Annotated in this window: 18 protein-coding genes; 6 read left to right on the top strand and 12 right to left on the bottom strand. The window is 54.5% G+C overall.

The window, feature by feature from the left end; all coding sequences use genetic code 11:
* Window positions 1-16: 16 nt before the first annotated feature.
* The 4 genes from BLR09_RS18230 to BLR09_RS18215 form a co-directional block, all read right to left on the bottom strand.
* The gene (locus tag BLR09_RS18230; protein WP_093206063.1) at window positions 17-2,164 is read right to left on the bottom strand and encodes a S9 family peptidase; all 2,148 of its coding nucleotides are present in this window, start codon (window positions 2,162-2,164) and stop codon (window positions 17-19) included.
* Window positions 2,165-2,328: 164 nt separating this feature from the next.
* Window positions 2,329-4,329, bottom strand: a complete 2,001-nt coding sequence (locus BLR09_RS18225) for a plastocyanin/azurin family copper-binding protein (RefSeq protein WP_093205567.1) — start codon at window positions 4,327-4,329, stop codon at window positions 2,329-2,331.
* Window positions 4,330-4,333: 4 nt separating this feature from the next.
* Window positions 4,334-6,160: a 3-keto-disaccharide hydrolase gene (locus tag BLR09_RS18220; RefSeq protein ID WP_093205565.1), complete on the bottom strand. Its 1,827-nt coding sequence runs from the start codon at window positions 6,158-6,160 to the stop codon at window positions 4,334-4,336.
* A gap of 216 nt (window positions 6,161-6,376) precedes the next feature.
* Window positions 6,377-8,047, bottom strand: coding sequence for a sodium/sugar symporter (locus tag BLR09_RS18215; protein WP_093205562.1), 1,671 nt, complete (start codon window positions 8,045-8,047; stop codon window positions 6,377-6,379).
* 198 nt (window positions 8,048-8,245) lie between these two features.
* Here BLR09_RS18215 and BLR09_RS18210 point away from each other — a divergent pair, with 198 nt between their 5' ends.
* Window positions 8,246-8,845: a DUF4230 domain-containing protein gene (locus tag BLR09_RS18210; protein ID WP_093205557.1), complete on the top strand. Its 600-nt coding sequence runs from the start codon at window positions 8,246-8,248 to the stop codon at window positions 8,843-8,845.
* Window positions 8,846-9,170: 325 nt separating this feature from the next.
* Here the strand turns inward: BLR09_RS18210 and BLR09_RS18205 are convergent, their stop codons facing one another.
* Entirely contained in the window at window positions 9,171-10,616 is a 1,446-nt protein-coding gene (locus tag BLR09_RS18205; protein ID WP_093205555.1) for a leucyl aminopeptidase family protein, read from the bottom strand.
* Window positions 10,617-10,619: 3 nt separating this feature from the next.
* Window positions 10,620-11,663 carry an alpha/beta hydrolase gene (locus BLR09_RS18200; protein ID WP_093205554.1) on the bottom strand — a complete coding sequence of 348 codons (1,044 nt, stop codon included), beginning with the start codon at window positions 11,661-11,663 and terminating at the stop codon, window positions 10,620-10,622.
* Window positions 11,664-11,749: 86 nt separating this feature from the next.
* Here BLR09_RS18200 and BLR09_RS18195 point away from each other — a divergent pair, with 86 nt between their 5' ends.
* From BLR09_RS18195 to BLR09_RS18185, 3 genes are all read left to right on the top strand, one after another.
* Entirely contained in the window at window positions 11,750-12,049 is a 300-nt protein-coding gene (locus tag BLR09_RS18195; RefSeq protein ID WP_093205552.1) for a hypothetical protein, read from the top strand.
* Between the two features lie 152 nt (window positions 12,050-12,201).
* A complete protein-coding gene (locus BLR09_RS18190) occupies window positions 12,202-15,183 on the top strand; it encodes an FAD-binding and (Fe-S)-binding domain-containing protein (RefSeq protein ID WP_093205550.1) in 2,982 nt (993 codons plus the stop codon).
* Between the two features lie 84 nt (window positions 15,184-15,267).
* Window positions 15,268-16,557: a hemolysin family protein gene (locus BLR09_RS18185; RefSeq protein ID WP_093205548.1), complete on the top strand. Its 1,290-nt coding sequence runs from the start codon at window positions 15,268-15,270 to the stop codon at window positions 16,555-16,557.
* 50 nt (window positions 16,558-16,607) lie between these two features.
* Here BLR09_RS18185 and BLR09_RS18180 read toward each other — a convergent pair whose 3' ends face one another.
* Together BLR09_RS18180 and BLR09_RS18175 are read right to left on the bottom strand one after the other, a co-directional pair.
* Window positions 16,608-16,865 (bottom strand): hypothetical protein, encoded by a 258-nt coding sequence (locus BLR09_RS18180; RefSeq protein WP_093205546.1) that lies wholly within the window; start codon window positions 16,863-16,865, stop codon window positions 16,608-16,610.
* A 407-nt stretch (window positions 16,866-17,272) separates the two neighbouring features.
* Complete coding sequence (locus BLR09_RS18175) at window positions 17,273-18,481, bottom strand: ATP-grasp domain-containing protein (protein ID WP_093205544.1); 1,209 nt, start codon at window positions 18,479-18,481, stop codon at window positions 17,273-17,275.
* A 117-nt stretch (window positions 18,482-18,598) separates the two neighbouring features.
* Between BLR09_RS18175 and BLR09_RS18170 the strand changes: the two genes are divergently transcribed.
* On the top strand, window positions 18,599-19,768 hold the full coding sequence (locus BLR09_RS18170) for an MFS transporter (protein ID WP_093205542.1): 1,170 nt from the start codon (window positions 18,599-18,601) through the stop codon (window positions 19,766-19,768).
* Between the two features lie 5 nt (window positions 19,769-19,773).
* Window positions 19,774-19,953, top strand: a complete 180-nt coding sequence (locus tag BLR09_RS18165; protein ID WP_093205540.1) for a hypothetical protein — start codon at window positions 19,774-19,776, stop codon at window positions 19,951-19,953.
* On the opposite strand, the gene BLR09_RS18160 is transcribed toward BLR09_RS18165, so the two are convergent.
* The 4 genes from BLR09_RS18160 to BLR09_RS18145 form a co-directional block, all read right to left on the bottom strand.
* On the bottom strand, window positions 19,954-20,766 hold the full coding sequence (locus BLR09_RS18160; RefSeq protein ID WP_093205538.1) for a TerC family protein: 813 nt from the start codon (window positions 20,764-20,766) through the stop codon (window positions 19,954-19,956). It lies immediately after the preceding gene.
* A 152-nt stretch (window positions 20,767-20,918) separates the two neighbouring features.
* Window positions 20,919-21,851, bottom strand: coding sequence for a homoserine kinase (locus tag BLR09_RS18155; protein WP_093206061.1), 933 nt, complete (start codon window positions 21,849-21,851; stop codon window positions 20,919-20,921).
* Window positions 21,852-21,955: 104 nt separating this feature from the next.
* Window positions 21,956-22,816 carry a transglutaminase family protein gene (locus BLR09_RS18150; RefSeq protein WP_093205535.1) on the bottom strand — a complete coding sequence of 287 codons (861 nt, stop codon included), beginning with the start codon at window positions 22,814-22,816 and terminating at the stop codon, window positions 21,956-21,958.
* Window positions 22,806-25,355 (bottom strand): circularly permuted type 2 ATP-grasp protein, encoded by a 2,550-nt coding sequence (locus tag BLR09_RS18145; RefSeq protein WP_093205532.1) that lies wholly within the window; start codon window positions 25,353-25,355, stop codon window positions 22,806-22,808. Before BLR09_RS18145 ends, BLR09_RS18150 begins: the two co-directional genes overlap by 11 nt.
* Window positions 25,356-25,364 lie beyond the last annotated feature (9 nt).

Raw genomic sequence — 25,364 nt, 5'->3', positions numbered from 1 at the left:
TGCCCTATCGGTTGATTTATTCGGTTGTCCAGCCGATGCGGTCACAAATAAACGCATACTGGAAGGCTACTTCCTTGAGGTAATCGAAACGGCCGGTGGCTCCGCCGTGCCCCGATCCCATGTTGATCTTCAGCAGCAGCAGGTTTTTATCCGTTTTCAGCGTACGCAATTTGGCGACATACTTTGCCGGTTCGTGAAAGCCTACCTGCGAGTCATTAAGGCCGCCCGTCGCCAGGATATTCGGATAGGCCTGCGCCTTGATATTATCATAGGGCGAATACTTCCGGATGTAATCATAGTCGGCTTTGACGTTGGGATTACCCCATTGCTCGTACTCCTGCGTGGTCAGCGGCAGGCTGGTATCGAGCATGGTATTGATCACATCGACGAACGGTACTTCGGCAATGACAACCTTGAACAGGTCTGGCCGCATATTGGTCACAGCGCCCATCAGCAGCCCGCCGGCGCTCCCGCCCATGATAGCCAGGCGATCAGACGCCGTGTATTTTTCCTTGACGAGGTACTCCGCGCACGCGATGAAGTCGGTGAAGGAATTGATCTTTTTCTGCAGCTTGCCGTCTTCGTACCATTGCTCGCCCAGGTCTGATCCGCCGCGAATCTGCGCGATGGCATAGACAAAACCCCGGTCGATGAGGCTGAAAGCGTTCCGGTCGAAATACGCGTCCGATGAAATCCCATAGGAACCATAGCCCGTCATGAGCAGGGGATTTTTACCGTCCAGTTCCAGCCCTTTCTGATAAACAGCCGCAATCGGCACCTTGACGCCGTCCGGAGCCGTCGCCCACAGCCGCTTCACTTCATACTTTTCAGGGTCAAAGCCGCCGGGTACTTCGGTTTCCTTCAGTTTGACCGTCTCGCCGGTTTCCATGTTGTATTCAAACGTACTCATGGGCCGGTTCAGGGAGGTGTATCCGTAGCGGATTTTGGTCGACTTGAAATCGGGCAATCCCATCGAAAACGCGGTGTATACCGGTTCCGGGAATTCGACCGTCTTCGTTTCGCCCGATTGCAGGTTGCGGACGCGGATCTGCATCAATCCTTCGTTCCGTACCTCAATCACCAGGTATTGCTGGTATACTTCCGTGTCCTCAATCTTCACTTTCGGGTTGTGGGGAACGATTTCCTTCCACGTCTTCCGGTCCTGATAGCCTGTTCGCGGCAGTTCGTAAATCTTTTGATTCAGGTTCTGCTTGTCCTTGTAAGTCAGGAAGAAATGATCGGGATGGACATCCACGCCATAAGTCACGTCTTTCTGCCGGGGGAGGAATACTTCCGGCTTCCCGGCCGGGTTTGCCGTCGGAATGAGCATGACTTCCGACGTCGTAAAACTACCGGTGTAGACGATGATGAATTCTTTTGATTTCGAGCGACCCACGTTCAGGGTAAACAGCGGGTCTTTTTCTTCAAACAGCAGTACGTCCTTTCCTTTTTCCCCGAGGGTATGGCGGTAAAGACGGTACGGACGTAGCGCCTTGTCGTACGTGACGTAGTAGAGGGTCTTATTATCTGTTCCCCACGCAAATCCGCTGATTCCTTCAATGACATCCGGGAGAAGCTGGCCGGTCCGTAAATCCTTTACTTTCAGGTCAAACTCGGCATAGGAGCCGGTATTGTTGCTTTGGTAGGCCAGCAGATTCTGGTCTTCGCTGGTTGAGGTACCGGCAAGTATAAAGGCGTCGTGTCCTTCGGCGAGCTTGTTCCCGTCGAGGATGATTTCCTCCTTTTCAGACAGGCTACCTTTCTTCCGGCACTGAATGGCGTATTGTTTACCGGTTTCAGTACGGGTGTAGTAATAGTAGCCATTGGAAAAGACCGGCACCGACTGATCGTCTTCCTTAATCCGGCCTTTCATCTCGGCAAAGAGCTTCTCCTGAAAGGGTTTGGTATGTGCCAGAACGGTGTCGGCATACGTATTTTCGGCTTTCAGGTAGGCCAGTACTTCCGGGTTCTTTTTGTCTTTCAGCCAGAAGTAATCGTCGGTACGCTGGTATCCGTGTTCGGTAAAAGTCTGGGGCTTCCGGGGTGCTACCGGAGGCTTGGGGTAGGCGTCTTGGTCAGGCACAGTGTGTAATTCTTTCGGTGAGTGGCAGGCAGAAAGGCCCATCAGACAGCATAAATAGGCGGTGAGGAGAAAACGTTCCATAGGACGAGGGGGTTTTCCGGAGCGGTTCCCGCGCCTGGCGGACGGGTGATCCGGATGGGTTGTCAACCGGATCAGTTCCATTCACCGGCGGGGTAAGATACAAAGAAAAAGTCCTCCGCACTCCCGCCTGGCGGGCCTGCGGAGGACTTTTCCACCTGCATTACTTACTTCACCACCTTCAGCTTGCTCTGCATCAGCGTATGGTGCCCGGGGTACGTACACAGCATGGTGTACTCGCCGGGTTGGGCCGGGGCCGTGAAATAGATCGTTTCGGACGATTCCGGCTGCAACAGATTGGTATGGAACAGCACCTTGGGCGAGTTCGGAACGTATTGCAGATCAGGACCTTTCAAGCCGAGATTGATCGCTTTCGTACCTACTTCGTCGGCCGCTCCGGGCGCTACCACGACGCAGTTGTGCGTCATGTCGTCGTTGTTGTTGAAGACCAGCTTCACCTTCGAACCGGCGCGGACCTGTACCTCGGCGACGTCGAACTTCAACCCGGGTTTGGTACCCACGGTAATCACCTGATCCGGCGCCGACCACGACGCGGGCATCTCAGTCACCCGCTTGGCGGAAGCCTTACCGGGTGTCTTGGCCGTTGCCTTGGTATCCGTTGCCGGCATGTCCATGTGGTGATGAGCCGTTTCCGTCGCTTTGAACGGGGTAAAGGCTGTTACGACATCGCTCTTGGCTACGGCATTCAGCGTGTAATAACCCACGGGGTGCAGTACTCCATCGTTTTCTGCTGACCGTACGCCTTCAGGCTTGATTTCATAAATGTAATGCTCACGGAAAGTACCATCCAGAACGATACGTACCGAACGGCCGTCGTCCGCTACTTTGATACCCTTGATCTTGCTTTCTTCAGCATTGATAATAGGGCTACCATAGTTGTGGTGATACTTGTACGTGAAGCTTGATACCTTGTAGTTTGCCGGATTGGCTGCCGTTTCCTTGTCCACCGGTTTGGTGAATACTACTTCAAACCCATCTGCTTTTGAGTGGATTTCCTGCATTTCGAAAGGCGTTTTTCCGGACCAGATGAGGCGTTGCAGCGCGTAGGGAGCTTTACCGGTAGACGACCAGCCGCGGCTCGTCATCCCGCCCAGCATGGAGCCGTCGAGCCCCCATTGCAGGCGCAGCAAACCGGAAGCCCATCCTTCCCGGAAGGGGAAACAGGCGCCCTGGTACTCGCCGTTTACCTTTTCGAGGTACATCCGCATGACTTTGGAGTGTCCCTGATCGCCGACGAAGTACTGCCCCTTGAAGTGCGGGCCAAAATGCCCTTCGGTATCTTCGAGGATATCCGAGGTCGAAATACCCATCAGTACATGCGGGAACCAGCAGGCCGGAAACTGGTAATTCGGAATGCGGGTACCGGCAGTAGCGACCGCCTCACCGGTATCCGGCAGCTGATCGATCGTCAGTTTGAGCGGGGAATCAGGCTCTTTTGTCCATTTGAGGCTTTGACCGTGGCCAGCAAAAGTACCTTTCTTCAGAAGCGTAACCTTTCCGGAAGCAACCCAGTCTCCCTGGTTTTCCGCATAAAAAATATCTCCGGCAGAATTGATCATCAGACCGGCCGGCGACCGAAGTCCGGCAGCGATAGGTTCTACCTTGCCATCGGGGGAGACTTTGATGAGCCATCCCCGCCATTTCGCCAGGCTGGCGCCGTATCCTACCCAGGCGACGTTGAGCGTGACCAGCATATTGCCATCCTTGTCAAACACCGGGCCATAGCTGTATTCGTGGTAGTTTCCGGTGACGGGTAGCTGAATAACCGGCTCATAACGGTCGGCGCGGCCGTCTCCGTCTTCATCCGTGATCTTCGTCAGTTCCCCGCGGTTCGAGGAATAGAACGATCCATCCTTATACGTAAGCCCCAGCGCTTCATGCAGGCCGGAAGCAAACCGCTTGAAATACGGTGCAGTACCGTTTTTCTGGTAGGGGTTTTCTACCATCCAGATTTCTCCGCGACGAGTTGAAACCGCCAGGCGACCGTCCGGGAGGACCGTCATCCCTCCCACTTCCAGAATAGCATTTTCCGGAATGGGAAGCGTACGGAGCTGGTAAAAATCGGCTTCCGAAGCCGGCTTCTGCGCATACGCAGCAGAGGCAGCCAGCAGGGAAGAGAGAGTTAAATATCGGGCTATGCGTTTCATGTGATTACCAGATCAGTTCGTACTGGACGGGGGCACCACCGGCTGCCCGGAGTTCCTGTTGTCCGTTGTTCGGGACGATACGGACGCGGGCCGTCGTCTGCACATAGAAAATACCGTCGACGAGGTAGAGGCCCTTGCCGACCGAAGCGATCGTCCGGCCTTTCGCCAGGCGGTACTCGAGGCCTGAGCCGCCCTTCAGGCTAACCGTCCGGGACAGGCCTTTTCCACTTTCATACGGCTGAATGAAATCCGTGAATTCGGCGCCGGCCAGTTGATAGGTAAAGGTCGGATGTCCCTGTCCGTCAAGCCGATAGCCTTTGTAGATCAGACCCGCGGTCGAATCCGGCGTCGCGGAGCCTTCCGCGCCTACGGGCGCAGTAGCCCACAATGGAAGTACGGCTCCAAGCGGCTCGCTCGTCTGCGCTTCGCCGCGCTCGTGCCAGGCATCAGCCATGTTGATAAACCCGCCGCGCCAGCTGACCAGCAGCGACGCCTGATCCAGATCGTAGCTGTAATGCACGCCTGTCGGGTCTCCAACGTGGAGTACACGCAGTTTTTTGTTGGCGTCTCCGGCCGTAAAACCGGGTTTCCAGACAAATGAGCGTACCTGCTCGGCTTCGTTTTTGGGTTCAACGGCGATCACAGGTACAGGGTCCACGTCTGGTACGGAGCCGAAACCATGCAGTTCCTGGAGGTTGCCGCCTTTTCGTTCGGCATAAAATCCGATGACTTTGGGCGCCCAGGAAAAGTCCTTTGCCTGCAGCAGGGAATAGGTATGCTCGCCTTTTGACAGTGTTACGTCGACGGTCTTGGGCTTGTCATACCAGAGGTCTCCTTCGAATACATTTTTGCCGTCCACGACGAGGCGGCCTTTACCGGTCCATTGGACAATCAGCTGATACTGATCGGCATCCGGCGCAGTGAGCTTTCCGTTGAAAACCAGCAGGTAGTCCGATTTACCATCCGCCAGCGTGCTGTTGACTTTTTCAACCGTACCGGTGCGAACGGGCTTGGCTTTCAGCGTATCCAGGTTCGGAATGACACTGTATTTCCCGGAATAAAACGCGTATTCTACCGGACCGGCTACCAGCGGCGCCTTGTCGAGCAGTTCGTATGAAACAGATCGGAATGCTACCGGACCGTGATCTCCCTGAAGCACAAGCGGTCCGCGGGCTTTTTCATCGTTGTAAAGAGACGCGCGGGTAGGTCCGAACACGTCGATGTTTTCGTGGATGATCGTGCCGTTCAACACTACTTTCACAAAGCGGGCATTCGAAATTTTCTTCCCGGAAGCATCAAATTTCGGCGCCTTGAAAGCGATTTCCAGGTGCTGCCAGAGGCCGGGAGCCCGGCTGGCATTGAGGCGCGGAGCGTGGCCTTCGTAACCGCTGGGGGTACGTTTGTCGTCCCAGCGCTCGTACAGGGCTCCGCAGTCGATCGACTTCGGATTCTGCACACCCCAGCTGTCGTAAAGCTGCACCTCGTAGCGGCCCATCAGGTACACACCGGAGTTGGAGCCCTTCGGAAGCATAAAATCCAGGGAGATGTTCATATCCCCGTGCTCGAACTTGGTGACGAGGTAATCGGCCTGGTTGTAGAGTTTGCCGGGGGTGGCAAGAAGTACGCCTGTTCCGGATGCTCCTTTGAGCGCGGCGTCTTGCGGAGTTCCGCTGGCGGCGCCAACGATACTCCAGGATTTGGACGGATTCCGGAACGACGAAAGGTCAGTCAGCGGAAGCGGTGTCTGCGCGGCGACGGCCGTCCAGCCCAGACTTAACCCCAATACCCGGCACCACCGGGCATTCCATCCTCGGGAGAGAGGAAACTTCATAGGTTTTAACGAATTGTGAGGAATATCCACTATTGATTATCAGTGAATTAGTCAAAAATAGGGAACTTTTGTCACTATGGGTGTTATTTCGACACTTATTTTTTCATGACCGATGCTCCGATAAGCGCAGGAAGCGCATTTCCTACCCGTTTGATCGTAAAAAAACACCCCGCAGGGCGAACCTTGCGGGGTGTCCGGAACCGGAAATCCGGTAAACTACCAGAATACGGCGTACAGAATCGCAACAGCGAGGAGAACCAGACCGGCTCCCATCGCGAAAGTCGGTTTCACCCGGAACATCGACGGATCGATCGCCAATCCCTTGCTGCTCGGCTGGGCAATACCCAGAATCACCATCACCACCACACAGATGAGGAAGACAAACCCCATCGTATCGAGGAAGGGAATTTCATAGAGATGTGAGGTCTCATTGAGAACCGCGAAACCGCTCGGCGCGAGAAACTCCAGGTTCACCATTTCCGGCAGCACATTCTTGAAGAACAGCGACAGCACAAAACCGCCCACAATAGCGAAAAGCGCGCCGGCCGAGTTCGTCTTCTTCCAGAAAAAGCCCATGATAAAGGCGGCAAATACGCCCGGAGAAACCAGACCGGTCATTTCCTGGATGAACTGGAATCCGCCTTTTTTGTCAATCCCCATGAACGGCGAAATGAGGATCGCCAGAATCATGGCTACCCAGATGGCTACCCGGCCGACCGTCACCAGCTGTGTTTCAGAGGCATTCGGCGCGATGTATTTCTTGTAGATATCAAGCGTGAAGATCGTCGAAATGGAGTTGGCTTTACCTGCCAGCGACGCTACCACCGCAGCCGTCAATGCTGCAAAGGAAAGTCCTTTCAGCCCGGTCGGCAGGAGGTTGAGGAGAACCGGATACGCCCGGTCCTGGTTCAGCTCTCCGTTCGTCAGCATATCCTGCTGGAACAGCCCCTGCTGATAGAGCGTATAGGCGGCGATACCCGGCAATACTACGATGACGGGCATGAGAAGCTTCAGAAAAGCAGCGAAGAGAATCCCTTCACGAGCTGTTTTCAGATCGGCGCCCAACGCACGTTGTGTAATGTATTGATTACAACCCCAGTAGTTCAGGTTTACAATCCACATACCGCCGATCAGGATCGTCAGACCCGGCAGCGATGCATAATGCGGGTGGCCTTTAGGGAAGATCATCTGGAAGTGATCGGCCGATTTGCTCAGCATGAGATCGAATCCGTTGAGCAGGCCCTGCGTACCGTTTTCAGAAGAGACAAGGTTGATCGCCAGGTAGGTCGTTGCCAAACCGCCGAGAATCAGGAAGAATACCTGAATAACGTCTGTAAAGCCGATTACCTTCATACCCCCGATGGTGATGATCACGGCGAAAACCGCCAGACCGATCATGCAACCCGTGAAGTTCAGGCCGGAGATCGTCGAAACGGCAAGCGCCCCCAGAAAGAGGATAGACGTCAAATTGACCAATACGTACAAAAACAGCCAGAAAATGGCCATGATCATCGACACCGTATTGTTGTACCGCTGGGTAAGAAACTGCGGCATCGTGAAGATCCGGTTCTTGAGGTAGATCGGCATGAAAAACACCGCTACGACAATCAGGGTAGCAGCAGCCATCCATTCGTAGGTAGCGATGGCAAGCCCCATGGAGAAGCCGTTTCCGGACATCCCGATAAACTGCTCAGCCGAAATATTCGAGGCAATCAACGAGGCTCCGATTGCCCACCAGGTAAGAGAACCCTCCGCCAGAAAGAAGTCGGTTGTGGATATTTTTTCGGTCTGCTTCTTCTTGTAAATCCAATATCCGTAACCGGCAACGATAATAAAATAGACCAGGAATACGAGGTAATCTAGCGTCTCCAGCTGTTTTGAGGGCATTTGGTCAGGGAATTAGGAATGGTCGGTTTAAAATTCCCGGAAAATTAAGCTATTTTACCCCAACGCGAAAAATAGTAATATGCATTTCATGGAATTAGTCAATTTTGTATCGCGTTTCCCCGAATTTACCATCGTTTTGTACTATCCGGCCGGATCAGGCACTCAACCGTCAGCCGGCACATTCCACCACTTCAACACATGGAACTTATTGAGTTGCTTTTCATCGGTCTGCTCGGGACCGGAGCCGGTTTTGGCGTCGCCACCCTCTTTGGGAAACTGAGTACTTCCCGCCAGAAAGAAATCCGGACGGAATCAACCGTGCTGCTGGAGCGCATTGAGAAAGTCTTCAAAGTCGTCCTCGCCGAAGGGCATTTTTCCGAAATCCACGATCATACCGACCGCAAAGACCTTTTCATGGGCCTCAAGGCGGGCTCCAAAAAGGCGCTGATCGTCACAAAAGCCAAAGTCATGGTGGGCTATGATTTCCAGAAAGTGCACATGCGCTGGGAAGAAGGCTCCCGCCGGATGATCATCGACGAAATGCCGGAGCCGGAAATTCTCAGTATCGATTCGGACTATAACATCTACGACATCGATCAGGGCCTCTTCAACCGGTTCAACAAAGACGAGTATACCAAGCTGCTCTCCGACGCCAAACAGGTTATCCACAACAAGGCCGTCGCTTCCGAACTACCCCAGGTAGCCCGCCGACAGGTACAGATTCTGCTGACGCAACTGGCTGAAACATCCGGCTGGAAAATCGAATACACTTTCCCCCCTGTCATCGAAAACCCCTGAAAAGGAAAAAAGCCGCTCTGAGGCAGAACGGCTTTTATCACTAACCCACTTGTTACGCAATGAAAACGGGGTCAATCATTTCTCAGTTCTCTTTAAGTGAAATTTCTCCCGAAAGAATTACGAACCGAAGTTCGCATGGTGAGTATCCGTCCGGGGGTGTGTCTGAGAGTCCAGGGAAAAAAATGACCTGTTTTGATTAGTTTCAGAAGCAATATTCTCCCTTTTTCAGCCAATGACACATGACGACAGTTAGGTCGAAATGTGACTAAAATCATTTTTTTAGTCGCACGAAAGTACGATAAGTCACTTTTTTCTCATTTTTTCATCAAATATCAACGATCTGTCTTTCCAGAAAATCGATCAGTAAACGGACTCCATAGGCGGTTCCGGCACGTTGCGGAGCAAAATCAGTATCTCCATAGGCAGTCCCGGCAATATCAAGATGCGCCCAGGCGGAATGCCCTTCTGTGAATACTTCCAAAAATTTCGCTGCCGCAATAGCCTGTGAATGAGGCAGTCCGGAGAAATTACGAATATCTGCCACATCGGATTTCAGGTGCTCGGCGTATTCTTCCCAGAGTGGCAAACGCCAGAGCCGCTCGCCGGTATGTTCCCCGGCCCGTTTGAGTTGTTTGCCCAGCTTGTCGTTGTTGGTGAAAAGTCCGGCCGCCTGGTATCCGAGGGTCCGTATCACGCTGCCGGTCAGCGTTGCGAGGTCTATCAACACATCCGGTTGATAATTTTTGACACAATACGCCAGTCCGTCAGCCAAAATCAGGCGTCCTTCCGCGTCGGTATCCGTCACTTCAATGGTTTTTCCGGCATAGGATGGAATGACATCTCCGGGTTTCATGCTTTCCCCGTCGATGCTGTTTTCCGTCGTCGGCACGATTCCGACCAGGTGCACCGGCAATCTGAGGCGGGCAGCGGCCTCCATTGTCCCGAGCACCGCAGCGGCGCCACCCATATCCGACTTCATCAGGTGCATGTTTTCGGAAGGCTTGATGGAAATCCCGCCGGTATCAAACGTAACGCCCTTCCCGACGAGGCCCACGGTCTGCGAAGCGCCCTCTCCCTTGTATTCCATGACGATAAATCCGGCTTCGTTGGGGCTACCCTGTCCGACCGCCAGCAGCGAGGCAAGGCCCATCGCCTGGCATTCGCCGGCATCGAATACGCGGACGGAATACCCGTAGCGGTCGCCCGACTGCATTGCCCAGCTTGCCAGTGTCCTGGGATTCTTGTGGTTAGCGGGCGCGTTCAGCAAACGGAAGAGCTGCAGCTGCGTTTCAGCCAGGATTTCCCCTTTCCGGATCGCAGCAGAAGCATCGGCGGCCAGATGAAGTTCCAGCCTGCCCTCCGGTCCGGCCCATACCGGAGCAGGTTTGGTATCGGTTTTATACAGCCCAAAGTCATATTCCGCCAGCCGTACACCGTTCGCGACAAACTCCGCCCAGGCAGCGGGCAGGTTGCTCATCTCCACACCTATTACGGCAGAAAGTTTCGCTTTATGGCGAAAAACCACCGTACGGAGCGCTCTGATGATATCGGAAGAACGGGGGTCTTTGCCTAACCCGACGATGAATACCCGGCGCTCATTGGCGAAAAAGGGGGTTATTTCTCCCTTCTCTCCTTTGACTTCTTCCCGGAGCAATGCTTCGCTGACTCCGGTAGCTGTTGCAAGGACCGACCAGTCAGCCCAGTCGGAAGTAATGGGATAGATCAGTGCCTGACAATCGTCCGAAAACTGAGGTACGCAAGCAATTTTCATGTATCATACGGTTGATTCGTCCAACAAATAAGACAAGGCAAAAGGCAGCTCAGCGCTCCAGGCGGCTTCTGAATGCGTGGCTGCCGGTTTTTCAGAAAGAGCCACTGCCGCTCCGGCTTCCCGGAGTACCCGGTTCATTTTACGGACGGCCGCGGCCGTTCCGGCAGATTCCTTCCCTCCGACATAGAGGTATATTTTCGTCCCCAATCCGCTGCGAATCGTTGCGGCATCGGTATATACCTGCTGCGAAACCCACAGCGAAGGACTGAAAATCAGCCCCATACCAAAGATATCCGGAAAATGCGCGACGCCATACAGGCTGATCAGGCCTCCGAGTGAACTGCCGCACAGGCCGGTATTCCGGCGGTCGGGTAAGGTACGGAAATGCCGGTCGATTTCAGGCTTCAGCTCCGTCGTCAGCCATTGCAGGTATTTCACGCCTTCCCGGTGCCGGGCATAGGGGTTAAACTCCGCGCGGCGCCGTTCGGCTCCGTGATCGATGACGACGCCGATAAACGGGCGCCTGCCCTGCTGCGCGCGGATGGCCATTTTGCGGTCGAGCGCCCAGTCGCCATAAACACTGCCGCCGCCATATATATTCTGTCCGTCCTGAAAATAAAGCACCGGATACCGCTCATCGGTATTGCCATAGCCCGCAGGAAGCAGAATAGACACACGCCTTTTCCGGCGGAGCGGCTTCATGGTCATCTCCGGCCATATTTTCAGCCCGGGAGACATCCAGGGATCAAAGGCCTTCCCTCCGGTCATAAAGTGCGGTACCGTATCCGAGCGGGTGGCTACCCGCCCGATCCATTCCCGGTTCGGGGTATCCCAGCCGCTGGCGTCGAGTTCGACGGACGACCAGTCTCCCTTCGTATACTTGTACGAAAAGGGTGGACGTACTAGTTCCGGAAAAGTAAATTCATAGCCGCCGGCGCCGAGATTCGTCATCCGGAATGCGGGCAGCTCTGTCTGCCAGTCGCAGAACGATCCGGTCAGAAAAACAGGCCGGTCGTCATCAGAAAGAGTTTTCAGGTGTACTTTCACCACCGAAGGTTGTTTTAGGAGCGGAAAAATACATGTATTTGCCCGTTCCCCCGGTACGTTGGCCGGAAACCTAAACGCGAAAAACGATGACTTTTCAAGAATTTTCCGGGACGCTGGAGCAGCCCGAACCTCCTGCCGGCTTTCCGGATGTGTTGCAGGCGCTGTGGTACGACGGGAAGGGCGACTGGGAATCGGCCCATGAAATTGCTCAATCCGCCGAAGGCACCCGCCCGTATGATCGTCTCCACGCCTACCTCCACCGCAAGGAAGGAGATGAATGGAACGCGCGGTACTGGTACCGCCGGGCAGGCGCAGCATTTCCCGCCGTTTCGCTGGACGAGGAATGGGAGGCGCTTGTGCGCGAGCACCTGTCATTCCGGCAATAACCCGCCTTATAACCGCATAAACCGGCAGCGTTACAGGGATACATCGGAAAAGGGCCTTACCTTTGCGGGGACAGCAGGCGGCTATGCCTGCGTCGGGCCTTTTCCGGGCTGATTATCCATGCAAGTTGCGTTCCTTTTTTGGTGTGAATACAATGCCTGCCTCCATCGAAGCCTCCCGCTTTGACGTTCTCCGGTCCCGTTTTCAGGGAGAACTTTACTACAACAACACGCCTGAGCATCATGCCCAACGGATTCTGTATGCAACGGATGCGTCTGTATACCGGGAAAAACCGGTGGCGGTGGCCATCCCGCGGAACGTACAGGACTTGCACGAGCTGGTTGCTTTTGCCCGGGCTAACCGGACGACGCTCATTCCGCGGACGGCCGGTACATCCCTTGCCGGGCAGGTAGTAGGAGCAGGCATTGTGGTGGATCTGTCGAAGTATTTCACCGAAATCCTCGAAATCAATGCGGAGGAGCGCTGGGTTCGGGTGCAACCGGGAGTGATCCGGGATGACCTCAACAAAGTACTGGCGCCGTACGGGCTGATGTTCGGACCGGAAACGTCGACCGCCAACCGCGCCATGATCGGCGGGATGGTCGGCAATAATTCCTGCGGCCTCCATAGTATTGTCTGGGGAAATACGCGGGATCATTTGCTTTCGGCAAAGGTGATTCTCTCAGACGGTTCGGAGGCGGAATTCCGCTCGCTTACCCCCTGGCGCTACCAGAATAAAGTAGAAGGTACCGACGCTGAAAATGCCTTCGAAACCCGGATTTATCAGGGATTACACCAACTGCTGTCGGACAAGACGAATCAGGAACAGATCGTCCGCCGCTTTCCCAAACAATCGCTGACCCGCCGCAATACGGGCTATGCGCTTGACGCCCTGCTTGAAACGGATCCGTTCAGTACGGGCGGTTCCGATTTTAACCTATGTGCGCTTCTCGCCGGATCGGAAGGTACGCTGGCGCTGGCAACAGAACTGAAAATCAATCTCTTACCACTCCCTCCGGCAGAGGTAGCGGTGGTGTGCGTGCATTGTACCTCGATCGACCAGTCGCTCCGGGCCAATCTGGTGGCGCTGCGGCATCACCCGATGTCGTCGGAGCTGGTTGACAAATACATTCTCGATTTCACGAAAGACAATCCCGAGCAGAGTAAAAACCGCTTTTTCATCGAAGGAGATCCGGCGGCAATTCTCATGGTCGAATTCATGGCCGATACGCCGGAGGTATTGCAGGCGCAGGTCGACGGATTTCTGACCGAACTCCGGCAGCACCAGCTGGCCTATGCAACGCCGGTGATCTATGGAGAACAGACGAAACAGGTATGGGACGTCCGCAAGGGTGGCCTTGGCCTGATCCGCAATCTTCCCGGTGATATACAGCCGGTTAACCTCATCGAAGACTGCGCTGTAGCGCCGGAGGAGCTTCCGGAATACATCGCCGACCTCGAAGGAATACTGAAAGGTCACGGCCTGCATGCCAGCTACTACGCCCACGCCGGCGCCGGCGAGCTGCACGTCGAGCCGATGATCAACCTGAAAACGGCAGAAGGGCAGCGGCTTTTCCGGCAGGTACTCGCCGATACCGTCGAGCTGGTCAAAAAATACAACGGCTCGCTCTCGGGCGAGCACGGCGACGGTCGTCTCCGCGGCGAATTTATCCCGCAGATGATGGGCGAGCAGGTATACGGCCTGTTCCGGGAAGTGAAACAGCTTTTCGATCCGGAAGGCCTGTTCAACGCCGGGAAGATCGTCGACACGCCGCCGATGAATCAGTTTCTGCGGTATGACGCTGACAAACCGGTTCGTAAAATCAATACCTATTTCGATTTCTCCGGACAGGAAAACATCCTGCGCCTGGCCGAAAAATGTTCCGGATCAGGAGATTGCCGCAAAACAGAGCTTTCCGGCGGCACCATGTGCCCCAGTTTCATGGCTACCCGGAAAGAACACGATACGACCCGGGCACGGGCCAATATTCTCCGGGAATTTCTGACGCGGTCGGATAAGAAAAATCCGTTCGACCACGCCGAAATCAAGGATGTGATGGATCTCTGCCTGAGCTGCAAAGGCTGTAAATCGGAATGCCCGAGCAGCGTCGACGTAGCGAAACTGAAAGCCGAGTTTCTTCAGCATTATTACGATGCGCACGGAGTACCGTTCCGTTCGCGGATGATCGGCAATTTCACGGCCCTATCCCGCATCGGAAGCAAAACACCTGGACTCTATAACTGGATGATGACGAGCAAGTTACCTTCAACCGTCATCAAAAAAGTCATGGGATTCGCACCCGGTCGCTCGATGCCCGAAATGGCCCCTCAAACGCTGCGGAAGTGGTTTGCTGAAAACGAAGCCCGCCTCAACAGTACCGGGCGGGTCAAGTTCAAGCGTATCCTGTTTTTCTGTGATGAGTTTACGAACTACAACGACGTAGAAGTTGGGAAAAAGGCGATTCTGCTGCTGAGCGGTCTCGGGTATAAAATCGAAATTCCCTACCACGTCGAGTCGGGCCGGACGTATTTGTCCAAAGGAATGGTCAAGCAGGCGAAAGCCATTGCTATTCAGAACGTTAAACTACTTTCAGAAGCGATCCGGGAAGGCGCGCCGATCATCGGTCTGGAGCCTTCCGCGCTATTGACGCTGCGGGACGAGTACCTCGAACTGGTACCCTCCGAGCTTCAGGAGCAAGCCCGGCAGGTAGCCGAGCGGGCCTTTATCTTCGATGAATTTCTGGCGCAGGAGATCGACAAGAAGAATATCAAGTCGGATCAGTTTACAGCCGCCAAACGGCTCATCAAGCTGCACGGGCACTGCCACCAGAAAGCATTGTCGAGCCTGACGCATACCAAAAAGATCCTGTCGCTACCGGTTCAGTACGAGGTGCACATGATTCCCTCCGGATGCTGCGGAATGGCCGGCAGCTTCGGCTATGAAGCGAAGCATTTTGACCTGTCGATGCAAATCGGAGAGCTGGTGCTGTTCCCGACGGTCCGTAAACAACCGGAAGACGTACTGATCGCCGCACCCGGCACGAGCTGCCGGCACCAGATCAAGGACGGTACAGGGCGGATTGCGCTCCACCCGGCAGAGATTCTCTGGGACGCCTTCAGCAATGACATCCACTAAACCCGGTTTCCGGCCGGAATAAAAGAAATTTTACCTTTGGCGTGTTTTTTGCCGGATATTTGAAAAGAATCTCGCGGCCCGTCCATGACCGAACTACTTATTCTTCTCCTGCTGATCGTCCTTAACGGCGTTTTTTCCATGGCGGAAATCGCCCTGGTTTCCGCCCGCAAAATCCGTCTGAAAAACGACGCCGAGCGGGGAGACGCGCGCGCGAAACAGGCCCTTCAACTGGCAGAGGCACCCGATACCTTTCTTTCCACCGTTCAGATCGGCATTACCCTTATCGGCATCCTGACCGGTATTTATTCGGGCGAGAAGCTCGAAGGCAACCTTACCGCATGGCTGATGGGATTTCCGTCACTGGCGCCCTATGCGCCGACGCTCTCCCGGGCACTACTCCTGCTGCTGATAACGTATGTGACTCTCGTCGTCGGTGAGCTCGTTCCGAAACGGATCGGCCTTACCCGGCCCGAAGCGATATCAAAGACGCTGGCGCTGCCAATGTCCCTCCTCTCCCGGCTGACCTATCCGTTTATCTGGTTATTGTCGATGTCTACCAACCTCATCGTCAAAGTACTGGGCATCCGGAAGGGTGATGACGGGATGGTGACAGAAGAAGAAATCAAGGCTATTGTCAACGAAGGGCTGGAACAGGGAACGATTGACGTCATTGAACAGGAGATCGTCGAAAATGTATTTAACGTCAGCGATCGCCATATTGTGTCTCTGATGACGCACCGGAGCGATCTGGTCTGGATAGATGTCAACGATACGCCGGAACAGGTCCGGCAGAAAGTAGAAGCAGAGCGGCACTCCGTCTACCCCGTTGGCGAGCGTTCGCTCGACAACATGCTGGGATACCTGACTGTCAAGGATTTGTACCTGGCCACTTCCGAAACGCCCCTCCGCAGCCTGATCGAAAAACCGCTTTACCTGCCGGAGAACATTTCGGCGTATCAGGTGCTGGACGAATTCCGGAAGTCAAAGGTACACCACGGTTTCATCGTCGATGAGTACGGGATTTTGCAGGGTATGGTAACGGTCAACGACATATTTGAAGCCATCGTGGGGCAGATTCCGGACGACGAAGTAGTTGACTTTACCTTCCACCGGCGGGAAGACGGCTCCTACCTCGTGGAGGCGCAAATGCCGTTTATTGATTTCCTGACGCGGCTGGGCCGCCGGGATATCCGGGATTTTCTGGAGGAAGACTACTCGACCGTTGCCGGATTTATGCTGCATCACCTGCGGCGGATTCCCGTCGAAGGAGACGAAATTACCTGGGGCAACCTCATTCTGGAAGTGATCGACATGGATGAGCAGCGAATCGACAAGATACTGGTCCGGGAACGAAACCAGCCGGACGAAGACTAAAAAAGAAAAAACGGAGTGGCGACTCCGTTTTTTCTTTTTTAGTGTGTTTCTCAGTAGTTAACGAGCTCTAATTGCAGATCGAGATAATTTTCCAGTGTGATTCCTTCACCCTTGAATCCGAAACAGGGGTAATAGTACCCCGAACCGGCAAACAGACGAGCTTTCAGGTACTTCCGGTTAGGATAGAACTCCTCCAGCTCCAGCAAACGCTCCGAAGAATCCACGAGACCGAACCACAGATTTCCATCAAAAAAGAAGGGTTTCAGGGAGGCGTCAGAGCTGAACAGGGCATTTTCGTTAGTCAACATTCGGCATATCAGGTTAAAGTTTACGCGAACGCACTGCATTACATGCCGCCGGCGAAGCGGCTGTGGCTGCGCACATAAATTCAATACCGAAGCACTAATTGAGTAAGTGATTGCAAAATAAAGATAAGGCTTTGAATTTCAAGGCATAATACCGTTCCAGCTAATCTGTTCGGTTTTATACTTAAACGACTAATTACTTATTTACAATTAAATAACTTAAGCAGAAAAACAATATTTATTGTCAATCGGTAGAACACTTCCATCCTTACTTTTCACCGTATCCTTGCTGGTCAGTTGTCCCGGCGTTCAAAAAAAAATATCGCCCGCTACGTAAAAAACTAACTGGTTAGTAATACCTAGCGGTGTAATGCTACATCTTTTTCAGGGGATAGGCCGGGTATTTCTGTTCAATGCGTCGGCCGGTCGCGCACCGGAGCAGATGCGTGGCTTTCCCGCGCGATTTTTTCCGCATATGTATCCAGCAATTCGTTTACACGTTGCCGGCTATCCGACTGCACAATCAGCCCGATGTGAAATTCTTCATTCATCCGCCACCAGAGTTCCGGCGCCTCATACCCTGCCAGGTCCGGATGGGCTTCTTTCACCAGTGAAATAACAATCCCGGCGTGCATCGACCGGACAGGCGGCAGTTCATAAGTCAACCCTTTCGCCGCCGCCGTTTCGAGCCGGGCCCATTCCCGCCAGAGGTTGATCCCGGTGGCTGCCTCCACCATTTCGGCGAGATGCGCGCCACCCACGCGGGAGGCCGTTTCCAGAAAGTACCACTCCCCGTCTTCGTGGCAGCGGATAAACTCGGTATGGCTGGCCGAATCGGTGAGGCCGAAGGCTGTCAGTAGTTTTTCGTTGAAATCAAGCAGCGCCGCTTCTTCTTCCGATCCGGTTTCCAGCGTCGCAGAGCGGAAAATTCCGCCGCCGTGCGCCACTTCCATCGGTGTCGACAGGTAGCGGCTGGCGCGGCTGAAAACGACTTTCCCGCCGGCGGTCAGGGCATCGACATGGTACACATCCCCCGGCTTGAACTGCTCGACGAGGTATTCGTGGCGGCGGTCGCCGAAGCTGTGGACAACCTGCCAGAGTTCGTCCTTGTTCCATACCTTCCGGATGCCCGTCGTAGAGGCCTCGCCGCGGGGTTTTACCACCATCGGGAACGCGTGCGAATCGGCAAAGGCGGTGATCGTTTCATCGTGAAAAAGAGACGAAAACGCCGGAATTCTCAGGTCTGCCTCAGTGGCTTTTACCCGCATGGCGAGCTTGTCCCGGAAATACCGCGCCTGCGTCTGGCCCATGCCCGGAAACCGGAATACTTCCCGGAAGTAGGCAGCTTTTTCCACATCAAAATCATCGAGCGCCACAACGCGGTCGACCTGCCGGCTGCGAAGCATATAGGCAAGACCTTTCGCGGTTTCTTCCAGGTTCAGCTCCTGTCCGGCAGGCGTATCCACAAAAAAGATCTCGTCGATGAAATCACGGACCCAGGGCTTGTGTTCCAGTTTCTTTTCGGTGAGGAGGTACACCGTATTCCCGGCCTGTTTACAAGATTTCAGAAATTCATTGCCTTTGAAGAAGGTAGCGATGCAGAGAAAAGACAGTCCCATAACCGGCTCAGATTGAAGAGGTTTCGTTCCCACGTAAATTCCAGTCCAATAAAGGGAAGCCGGGGCGTATTCCCAAATGCGGATTTCCTTCTTGGGCAAAAAGGCTACCTTTGCCGCATGGATTCCAGCCGAAGTATCTACACGATCCAGTTTTGGCTGCTGTGCGCCAGTAACTTTCTCTTCACTGCCAGTTTCAACATGATGATCCCCGAGTTACCGGGGTATTTATCGGCGCTCGGCGGGCGCGAATATGTCGGGCTGGTAATCAGCCTGTTTACGCTGACAGCAGGCTTTTCCAGGCCTTTTTCGGGAAAATTGACGGATACCGTCGGCCGGGTACCCATCATGGCATTCGGCTCGCTCGTGTGTTTTGTCTGCGGACTGCTGTATCCGTTTATGGTAACGATTTACGGGTTTCTGCTGCTGAGGCTTTTTCACGGTTTTTCGACGGGATTCAAACCCACGGCGACGTCGGCATATGTAGCCGATGTTGCTCCGGAAGACCGCCGCGGCGAAGCCCTGAGTGTTATCGGTATTTCAGCGAGTATAGGCATGTCGGCAGGACCGCCGCTGGGTAGCTGGCTCGTATCGTGGTCGTCGGTCAATACCATGTTTTACGTGTCGTCGGCGTTTGCCCTCCTCTCTATTCTGATTTTGATGAATCTCAAAGAGACACTGGAACACCGCGAACGCTTTTCTCCGCGCTTGCTTCTCATCCGGAAAAACGAGGTATTCGAGCCCCGCGTACTCGCTCCGGCCATCGTCATGCTGCTGGTGAGCTATGCCATTGGGATTATCCTGACAATCGGCCCGGATCTCTGTACCGCCGTTGGTATTACGAATAAGGGGACGTTTTTCATGACCTATACCCTGTCGTCTCTGCTCATCCGCCTGGTAGCCGGCCGGGCGTCAGACCGGTTCGGGCGGGTAGCAGTACTCCGGTCTTCCATTCTGATTCAGGTAGTGGCGATGCTGGGCCTGGCCTTTGCGACCGACGCCTGGATGGTACTGGCCATGGCCTTTCTTTTCGGTATTCCCTGGGGTCTGAACTCGCCGGCACTACAGGCATGGACAGTAGACCTCGCCCATCCGCTGTTCCGAGGACGGGCCGTCGCTACGACCTACATCGCCCTCGAAGCGGGTATTGGTCTGGGAGCCCTTACCTCCGGCTGGATGCATAACCACTTGCGAAACAGCTACCAGATCAACTTTCTGCTCTGCAGTCTGATTACCTTTGCAGCCTGGGTGTACATCCGGATGCGCAAATCTCCGGCAATGAACTACTGACCGTCATGACATTCGAAGAATACCTCCACCAGAAAAAAATCAACGCCCAGGCCTTTGCGAAAGCGGAGCCTGAGCGTTTTGAAGAGTGGAAGCAGCTGTTTGCTCAACTGCATCCGGACAGCTTTACTGCCCAGAAAAAGTTTCTGATCAACCCCATCCGGCGCAAGTACCGGGCTGCGGAGTAATCAGGATTTGGATTCGTCGTCTTTCTCCCCGAAATCGGCGTAATCGGGTAGTTTTTCGTTCAGCTTCACCATATCGATGTTCCGGCGGAGGCGCATGTTGATCAGCTCTACTACCAGCGAGAAGGCCATGGCCGTGTACAGGTAGGTCTTGCTGACCTCCTGGTGAAAGGCTTCGGCAACGAGCATGATACCGATCGCGATGAGGAACGACAGCGCGAGAATTTGCAGCGTCGGGTTTCGGTTGATGAAGTCGGCAATGACACCGGAAAACGCCAGCATAACGCCCATCGACAGGACCACGGCGATAATCATGATCCATACGTTTTCGACGAGACCTACGGCTGTCAGAATACTGTCGATCGAGAATACCGCATCCACGAGTACAATCTGCACGATGATCAGGCTGAGCTTCGAGTACTTTGCCATGCCTGTTCCCTCGGCGGCGGAGTCTTCCAGTTTGTGGTGAATTTCCAGCGTACTTTTTCCTACCAGAAACAACCCGCCGCCCAGCAGAATCAGGTCTTTCCAGCTGATTCCGACCGGATTATCGGTTCCATGTTCATGCAGAAAGGGTACTTCAAACAAGGGGCTCGTCAGTTTCAGCAGGGAAGTAATCCCGAAAAGCAGGCAGATCCGGAAGACCATCGCGAGCAGCAGCCCGATGGTACGGGCGCGGCGCTGCTGGGCCGCTTCGAGCTTGTCGACGATAATCGAAATGAAAATGATGTTATCGACCCCGAGCACAATCTCGAGGAAAGAGAGCGTGAGAAGACTTATCAGGACGGCCGGGTCGGCCAGGTTTGGGAATTCCATGCAGAAGAGCTAGTTGTCGGTAAAGGCAGGCAGCAAAAGAATCCTGCCGGGTGCAAAAGTAAGGGAGACAGGAGATTAATACCTGCTGCCCCAAAAAGGAAAATCCCGGAAGGCAGCCTTCCGGGATAAGTGGTTATTTCATCGCCGGAAAGCTACCCCAGTACGACGGGGCCGTTCTGGTTGATTCCGGAAACGTAGATTTCGCTGTCGATCTGGACACCGGCAAACGCCCGTTGCATGGCTTCGCCGACTTTCTTGGCCGTATCGCGGTCTTTGCTGAGCGCAAACATGGACGGGCCTGCCCCGGAGATACTGCATCCCAGCGCACCGGCTTCAATCGCGGCCTGTTTGACTTCGGTAAATCCCGGAATGAGGATGGCCCGCACCGGCTCGATGATGACGTCGACCAAACTCCTGGAAATCAAGCCATAGTCACCTTTCATCAGGCCGGCGACCATCCCTGCTACGTTGCCCATCTGGGTAATCGTGTTTTTGAGGGATGTTTCTTTCCGGAGAATATTCCGCGCATCGCGGGTATTGACCTCAATCTGAGGATGTACAATCGTGGCAAAAAGCTCGGCCGGCGTGTCAATTTTGATGACGTCGATCTTCGGATCGTAGCTACGGATTGCGACGAAACCGCCGAGCAGACTGGGCGCTACGTTGTCGGCATGCGCCGTACCGCTGGCAAAACGTTCGCCTTCCATCGCGAAGGGAAGCAGTTCCAGTTGCGTGAGCGGACGCCCGAGCAGCTCGTTCAGGGCATAGACGCCTGCCACCGAACTCGCCGCCGACGATCCAAGGCCGCTGCCGAGCGGCATTTTCTTCTTCAGCTCGATACTGATCCCCTGATTGGCATTGATATGCCGGAGATAGGCCAGCATGGAAATGCAGGCGGTATTCCTTTCGGGATCAAGCGGCAGACGCCCTTCGTCTCCCTCAATTTTGAGGATTTCGAGGCCGGGAGATACTTTTTTCCGGAGAATGATTTCATCGCCGGGGTTGTCGACGGCGAAACCGAAGATATCAAAACCGCAGGCTACGTTGGCAACTGTCGCCGGTGCAAATACTTTGATGGATTCCATGAACAGGACAAAGAAAACGGCGTTGCGCGGGGGGCCGCCTGACACTGTGAAAAACTCGACCGCAAAGGTAGGGAAAAGTGGACCGGGAGCCAAGCCGGTTTCCGTTACGGCACCGGCAGCACATCCACCGCTACGTGAAACTCATGCCCTCCCGAACTGAACAGGATGCCTTTGAGCGGGGGTACGTCTCCGTAATCCCGTCCCCAGGCCGTGACAATGTGCCTTTCCTGCGGGACCACGTCGTTGGTCGGATCAAAATCGCACCAGCCCATGCCCGGCACATACACGGATACCCAGGCATGCGTGGCATCTGAGCCCTGCAGCTTGGGTTTTCCCGGCGGCGGCTGGGTTTCGAGGTACCCGCTGACATAGCGGGCGGCAAACCCGAGACTGCGGAAGCAGGCGATAGCCAGGTGAGAAAAATCCTGGCAAACTCCCTTTTTCTCTTTCAAAACCGTCTTAAGCGGTGTATAGATCGTCGTAAAATCCGGAACGTATGTAAACTCCGAATAGATCTTGTGGCACAGGCGCCGGGCGCAGCGGTAGAGCGGCTCATCATCCGGAAAACAATCGCGGGCATAGTTCCGGATCTCGTCGTCCCAATACACAAACGGACTGGGCAGCACATATTCCAGCAGCTTGTTTTTCAGGCTATTAGCCAGCAGCTCCCGCACTTCGGCACAGGTAATGAGCTGCTCCGGGATAGTAAACGCACGGGTTTCAATCAGGCTTTTGGCCAACACCGTCAGCCGGGTATGCGGCTTGTGAATCGAGAAATAATGAACGGTATTCCCGAAATAGTCGGCGCGCTGGCTGATTTCGTCCGGAAAGGGAGAAATGACCAGCGAGAAATTCGAGCATTCCTGCTGGGGCAGGCTTTTCGGCATCACGCAGGCGAGGCTGTGGTAGCTGCTGACCGGCCCCGCGTATTTGTACTGCGTTTTGTGGATCAGTCTAAACTTCATCTTCCGGCCCCGGGATCGACTCGTTCAGCGAGTGCTGCGTCGAGGTATGGTTGAAATACAAATTCGTGGTATGGTCCGACACCGATAACACCGAGTCATAGACCTCCGACAATACCTGATCCAGGCGCACATAGTGCATGGTACGGTGTTCGGGCCGGCTGACCTCGTGAATATCAACGAGCTTGATGCGCGTCGACGCTGACAATACCGCCTTCTGGGCAGCACTGAGGCGGTCGTCCGTTGCCGGTAACTGCGTCAGGCAATAGCTCAGGGAATCAAGCAGGCTCACGAGCGACGAAGGTATCTGCTTGTCGAGCAGTACCATATCGAGCACATATTCCGTTTCCAGATTAGACCGGTAAGCGGAGCGGTAATGCACGAGTGCAAAGTGATTCATCAATACCGCTTCCAGCAATTCGTTTTCGATGAAACGATCCGTCTTTTGGCTGAATACGGAACGGAGAATTACGATTTTCGACAGTATCCGCTCGATGAGTTTACCTGCTTCGAAAAGATAGTATCCGTTTGTGCGGGGTACCGACTCGACTACAATCCCGTAGAATGTAAATAAGCGGGTTTGAAGCTTATCGAGGGATTTTTGAAGATCGGCTCCGGGATTTTTGAACTTGTTGGTAATATTTTCAATAAGGTCGATGATCCGCCACGTCACGAGGTTCCATTTTTCCCGGACAGAAATCATCGCCCGCAAAAAGGATTCGGTACTGGAGACGATCGTACCGGGTTTCTCTCCGTTCGAAATCATGTCCAGCACCACCGGATACGGGTCTTTCAGGTACTCCTCCCCTTCTTCTCCCAGGAAACCCGGCTCCACCTGCATGAGGTGGCTGAGGCTTTTGAGGAGTATGTCGATGTGCTGGCTCTTGTTGGTATTCCCGAAGTTGCGCTGGAAATTGAGCGCGTTGAGGGTAATTGTCAGGAAGGTCGCCGCGGCCATCGACCGCTCGCTGTACCGGCCGGCCCAGAACATATTCTCGGCACTGCGGCTGGGCAATGACGACAGGGCGTTGACATGCGGCGTCAGCGCAGGCAGCACGATTCGATCCCGGATGATCTCCGCTTCGTTCGAAACGATCCAGGTATCCTTCGCCACGCCTCCGTATTGGTTGGAGAACGTAAAGCGGTCTTTCAGCGGAGAGCTGCGCGTCAGCCCGCCCTGCATGACCTGATAGCCGTTGGGCGTAGCGGTCAGAAACGCGCGGATGGCGGCAAAACGCGGTTCGATGCGGTCGTCAACGAACGCAGGCGTCGTCGAAAAACTGACCTCTTCCTGCGCCACATACTCCGCCGGATTGTTGAGGATCTGCTTTTTGAGTTCCGCCAGCTTTTCGGCAGACAGCTCCCGGCCGTACACCGAGCGGAATACCTGCTTGCGGTTGGCTTTTTTGATGATCAGCCGGGGAAGGTTTTCGAGGACAAAGCGAAGTTCCTTTTCCTGCCCGCACCACCACGTCGCTACCGATGGCAGTTGCAGTTCTTCGTTCAGGAAATACCGGCAGGCCGACGGTAAGAAGGCATTGAAGGCATTGTTTTCGAGGACGCTGGCGCCGGGAGGATTGATGACCATCACGTTTCCTTTCCGCATGGCTTCCAACAGGCCGGGTACGCCCAGGCGTGAATCTTCCCGGAGTTCGAGGGGATCGCACCATTCGTCGTCGACCCGGCGGACGATCACATCTACCCGCTTCAGGCCGTCGATCGATTTGATGAAAACGTGCCCGTTTTTCACCACCAGATCGTCCCCCAAAACCAGCGTATACCCCAGGTACGACGCCAGGTAGGCGTGCTCAAAGTACGTTTCGTTGGCCGGCCCGGGCGTGAGGTAAACGACGTTCAGGCTTTCGGTTTTTTCCTTGAATACCTTGAAAATCGATTGCTGAGCATGGGTAAAAAACGGCGACAGGCGACTGATGTACATATCCTTCGCCATGTCGGACATGACCTTGCTCACAATCACCCGGTTTTCGAGGGTATACCCGGAGCCGGACGGCGACTGCGTCCGGTTGTCGAGAATCCACATGCGGCCGTCCGGTCCGCGGGCCATGTCGGCCGCGTACATAACCAGCTGATTTTGCGTCGGCAGCTTCACATCCTGGCAGGGGCGCAGAAACCCGGAGTTGCCGAATACCAGCTCGGCCGGGAGTACCTGGTCTTTGATAAGCTTCCGTTCGCCGTAAATATCCCGGAGAATCAGGTCGAGCAATACAGCCCGCTGCTGCAATCCCTTCGAAATACCCTGCCATTCCTTTTGCTCGATGAGAAAGGGAATCGGATCGAGCTTCCAGGGCCGGTTCATGCCGTCGGGACTTTCGTAGACGTTGTACGTCACCCCGTTTTCCCGGATTTTATTCTTGATTTCCTGGTTACGGTTTTTCAACTCGTCCATACCCATGGCTCCGAGCGACGAAAACAGCTTCTTCCAGTGGGGTTTAAAGGCCCCGCCGGCATCCAGTACTTCGTCGTAAGAGCTGATTTCCTTCCGGTATGCGTCCAGCAAATCCTTCGTAATTTCTGCTACCATTTCATTATC

Source organism: Siphonobacter aquaeclarae (assembly GCF_900103285.1).
Lineage (GTDB): Bacteria > Bacteroidota > Bacteroidia > Cytophagales > Spirosomataceae > Siphonobacter > Siphonobacter aquaeclarae.
Note: the sequence above shows the minus strand (reverse complement) of the source record. Positions and strands in the feature narration are given on the sequence as shown.

What these genes read in the sequence shown, in the direction of transcription:
- BLR09_RS18230 (WP_093206063.1), bottom strand. Translation starts at nt 2,164, where the DNA reads ATGGAACGTTTTCTCCTCACCGCCTATTTATGCTGTCTGATGGGCCTT.
- BLR09_RS18225 (WP_093205567.1), bottom strand. Translation starts at nt 4,329, where the DNA reads ATGAAACGCATAGCCCGATATTTAACTCTCTCTTCCCTGCTGGCTGCC.
- BLR09_RS18220 (WP_093205565.1), bottom strand. Translation starts at nt 6,160, where the DNA reads ATGAAGTTTCCTCTCTCCCGAGGATGGAATGCCCGGTGGTGCCGGGTA.
- BLR09_RS18215 (WP_093205562.1), bottom strand. Translation starts at nt 8,047, where the DNA reads ATGCCCTCAAAACAGCTGGAGACGCTAGATTACCTCGTATTCCTGGTC.
- BLR09_RS18210 (WP_093205557.1), top strand. Translation starts at nt 8,246, where the DNA reads ATGGAACTTATTGAGTTGCTTTTCATCGGTCTGCTCGGGACCGGAGCC.
- BLR09_RS18205 (WP_093205555.1), bottom strand. Translation starts at nt 10,616, where the DNA reads ATGAAAATTGCTTGCGTACCTCAGTTTTCGGACGATTGTCAGGCACTG.
- BLR09_RS18195 (WP_093205552.1), top strand. Translation starts at nt 11,750, where the DNA reads ATGACTTTTCAAGAATTTTCCGGGACGCTGGAGCAGCCCGAACCTCCT.
- BLR09_RS18190 (WP_093205550.1), top strand. Translation starts at nt 12,202, where the DNA reads ATGCCTGCCTCCATCGAAGCCTCCCGCTTTGACGTTCTCCGGTCCCGT.
- BLR09_RS18185 (WP_093205548.1), top strand. Translation starts at nt 15,268, where the DNA reads ATGACCGAACTACTTATTCTTCTCCTGCTGATCGTCCTTAACGGCGTT.
- BLR09_RS18180 (WP_093205546.1), bottom strand. Translation starts at nt 16,865, where the DNA reads ATGTTGACTAACGAAAATGCCCTGTTCAGCTCTGACGCCTCCCTGAAA.
- BLR09_RS18175 (WP_093205544.1), bottom strand. Translation starts at nt 18,481, where the DNA reads ATGGGACTGTCTTTTCTCTGCATCGCTACCTTCTTCAAAGGCAATGAA.
- BLR09_RS18170 (WP_093205542.1), top strand. Translation starts at nt 18,599, where the DNA reads ATGGATTCCAGCCGAAGTATCTACACGATCCAGTTTTGGCTGCTGTGC.
- BLR09_RS18165 (WP_093205540.1), top strand. Translation starts at nt 19,774, where the DNA reads ATGACATTCGAAGAATACCTCCACCAGAAAAAAATCAACGCCCAGGCC.
- BLR09_RS18160 (WP_093205538.1), bottom strand. Translation starts at nt 20,766, where the DNA reads ATGGAATTCCCAAACCTGGCCGACCCGGCCGTCCTGATAAGTCTTCTC.
- BLR09_RS18155 (WP_093206061.1), bottom strand. Translation starts at nt 21,851, where the DNA reads ATGGAATCCATCAAAGTATTTGCACCGGCGACAGTTGCCAACGTAGCC.
- BLR09_RS18150 (WP_093205535.1), bottom strand. Translation starts at nt 22,816, where the DNA reads ATGAAGTTTAGACTGATCCACAAAACGCAGTACAAATACGCGGGGCCG.
- BLR09_RS18145 (WP_093205532.1), bottom strand. Translation starts at nt 25,355, where the DNA reads ATGGTAGCAGAAATTACGAAGGATTTGCTGGACGCATACCGGAAGGAA.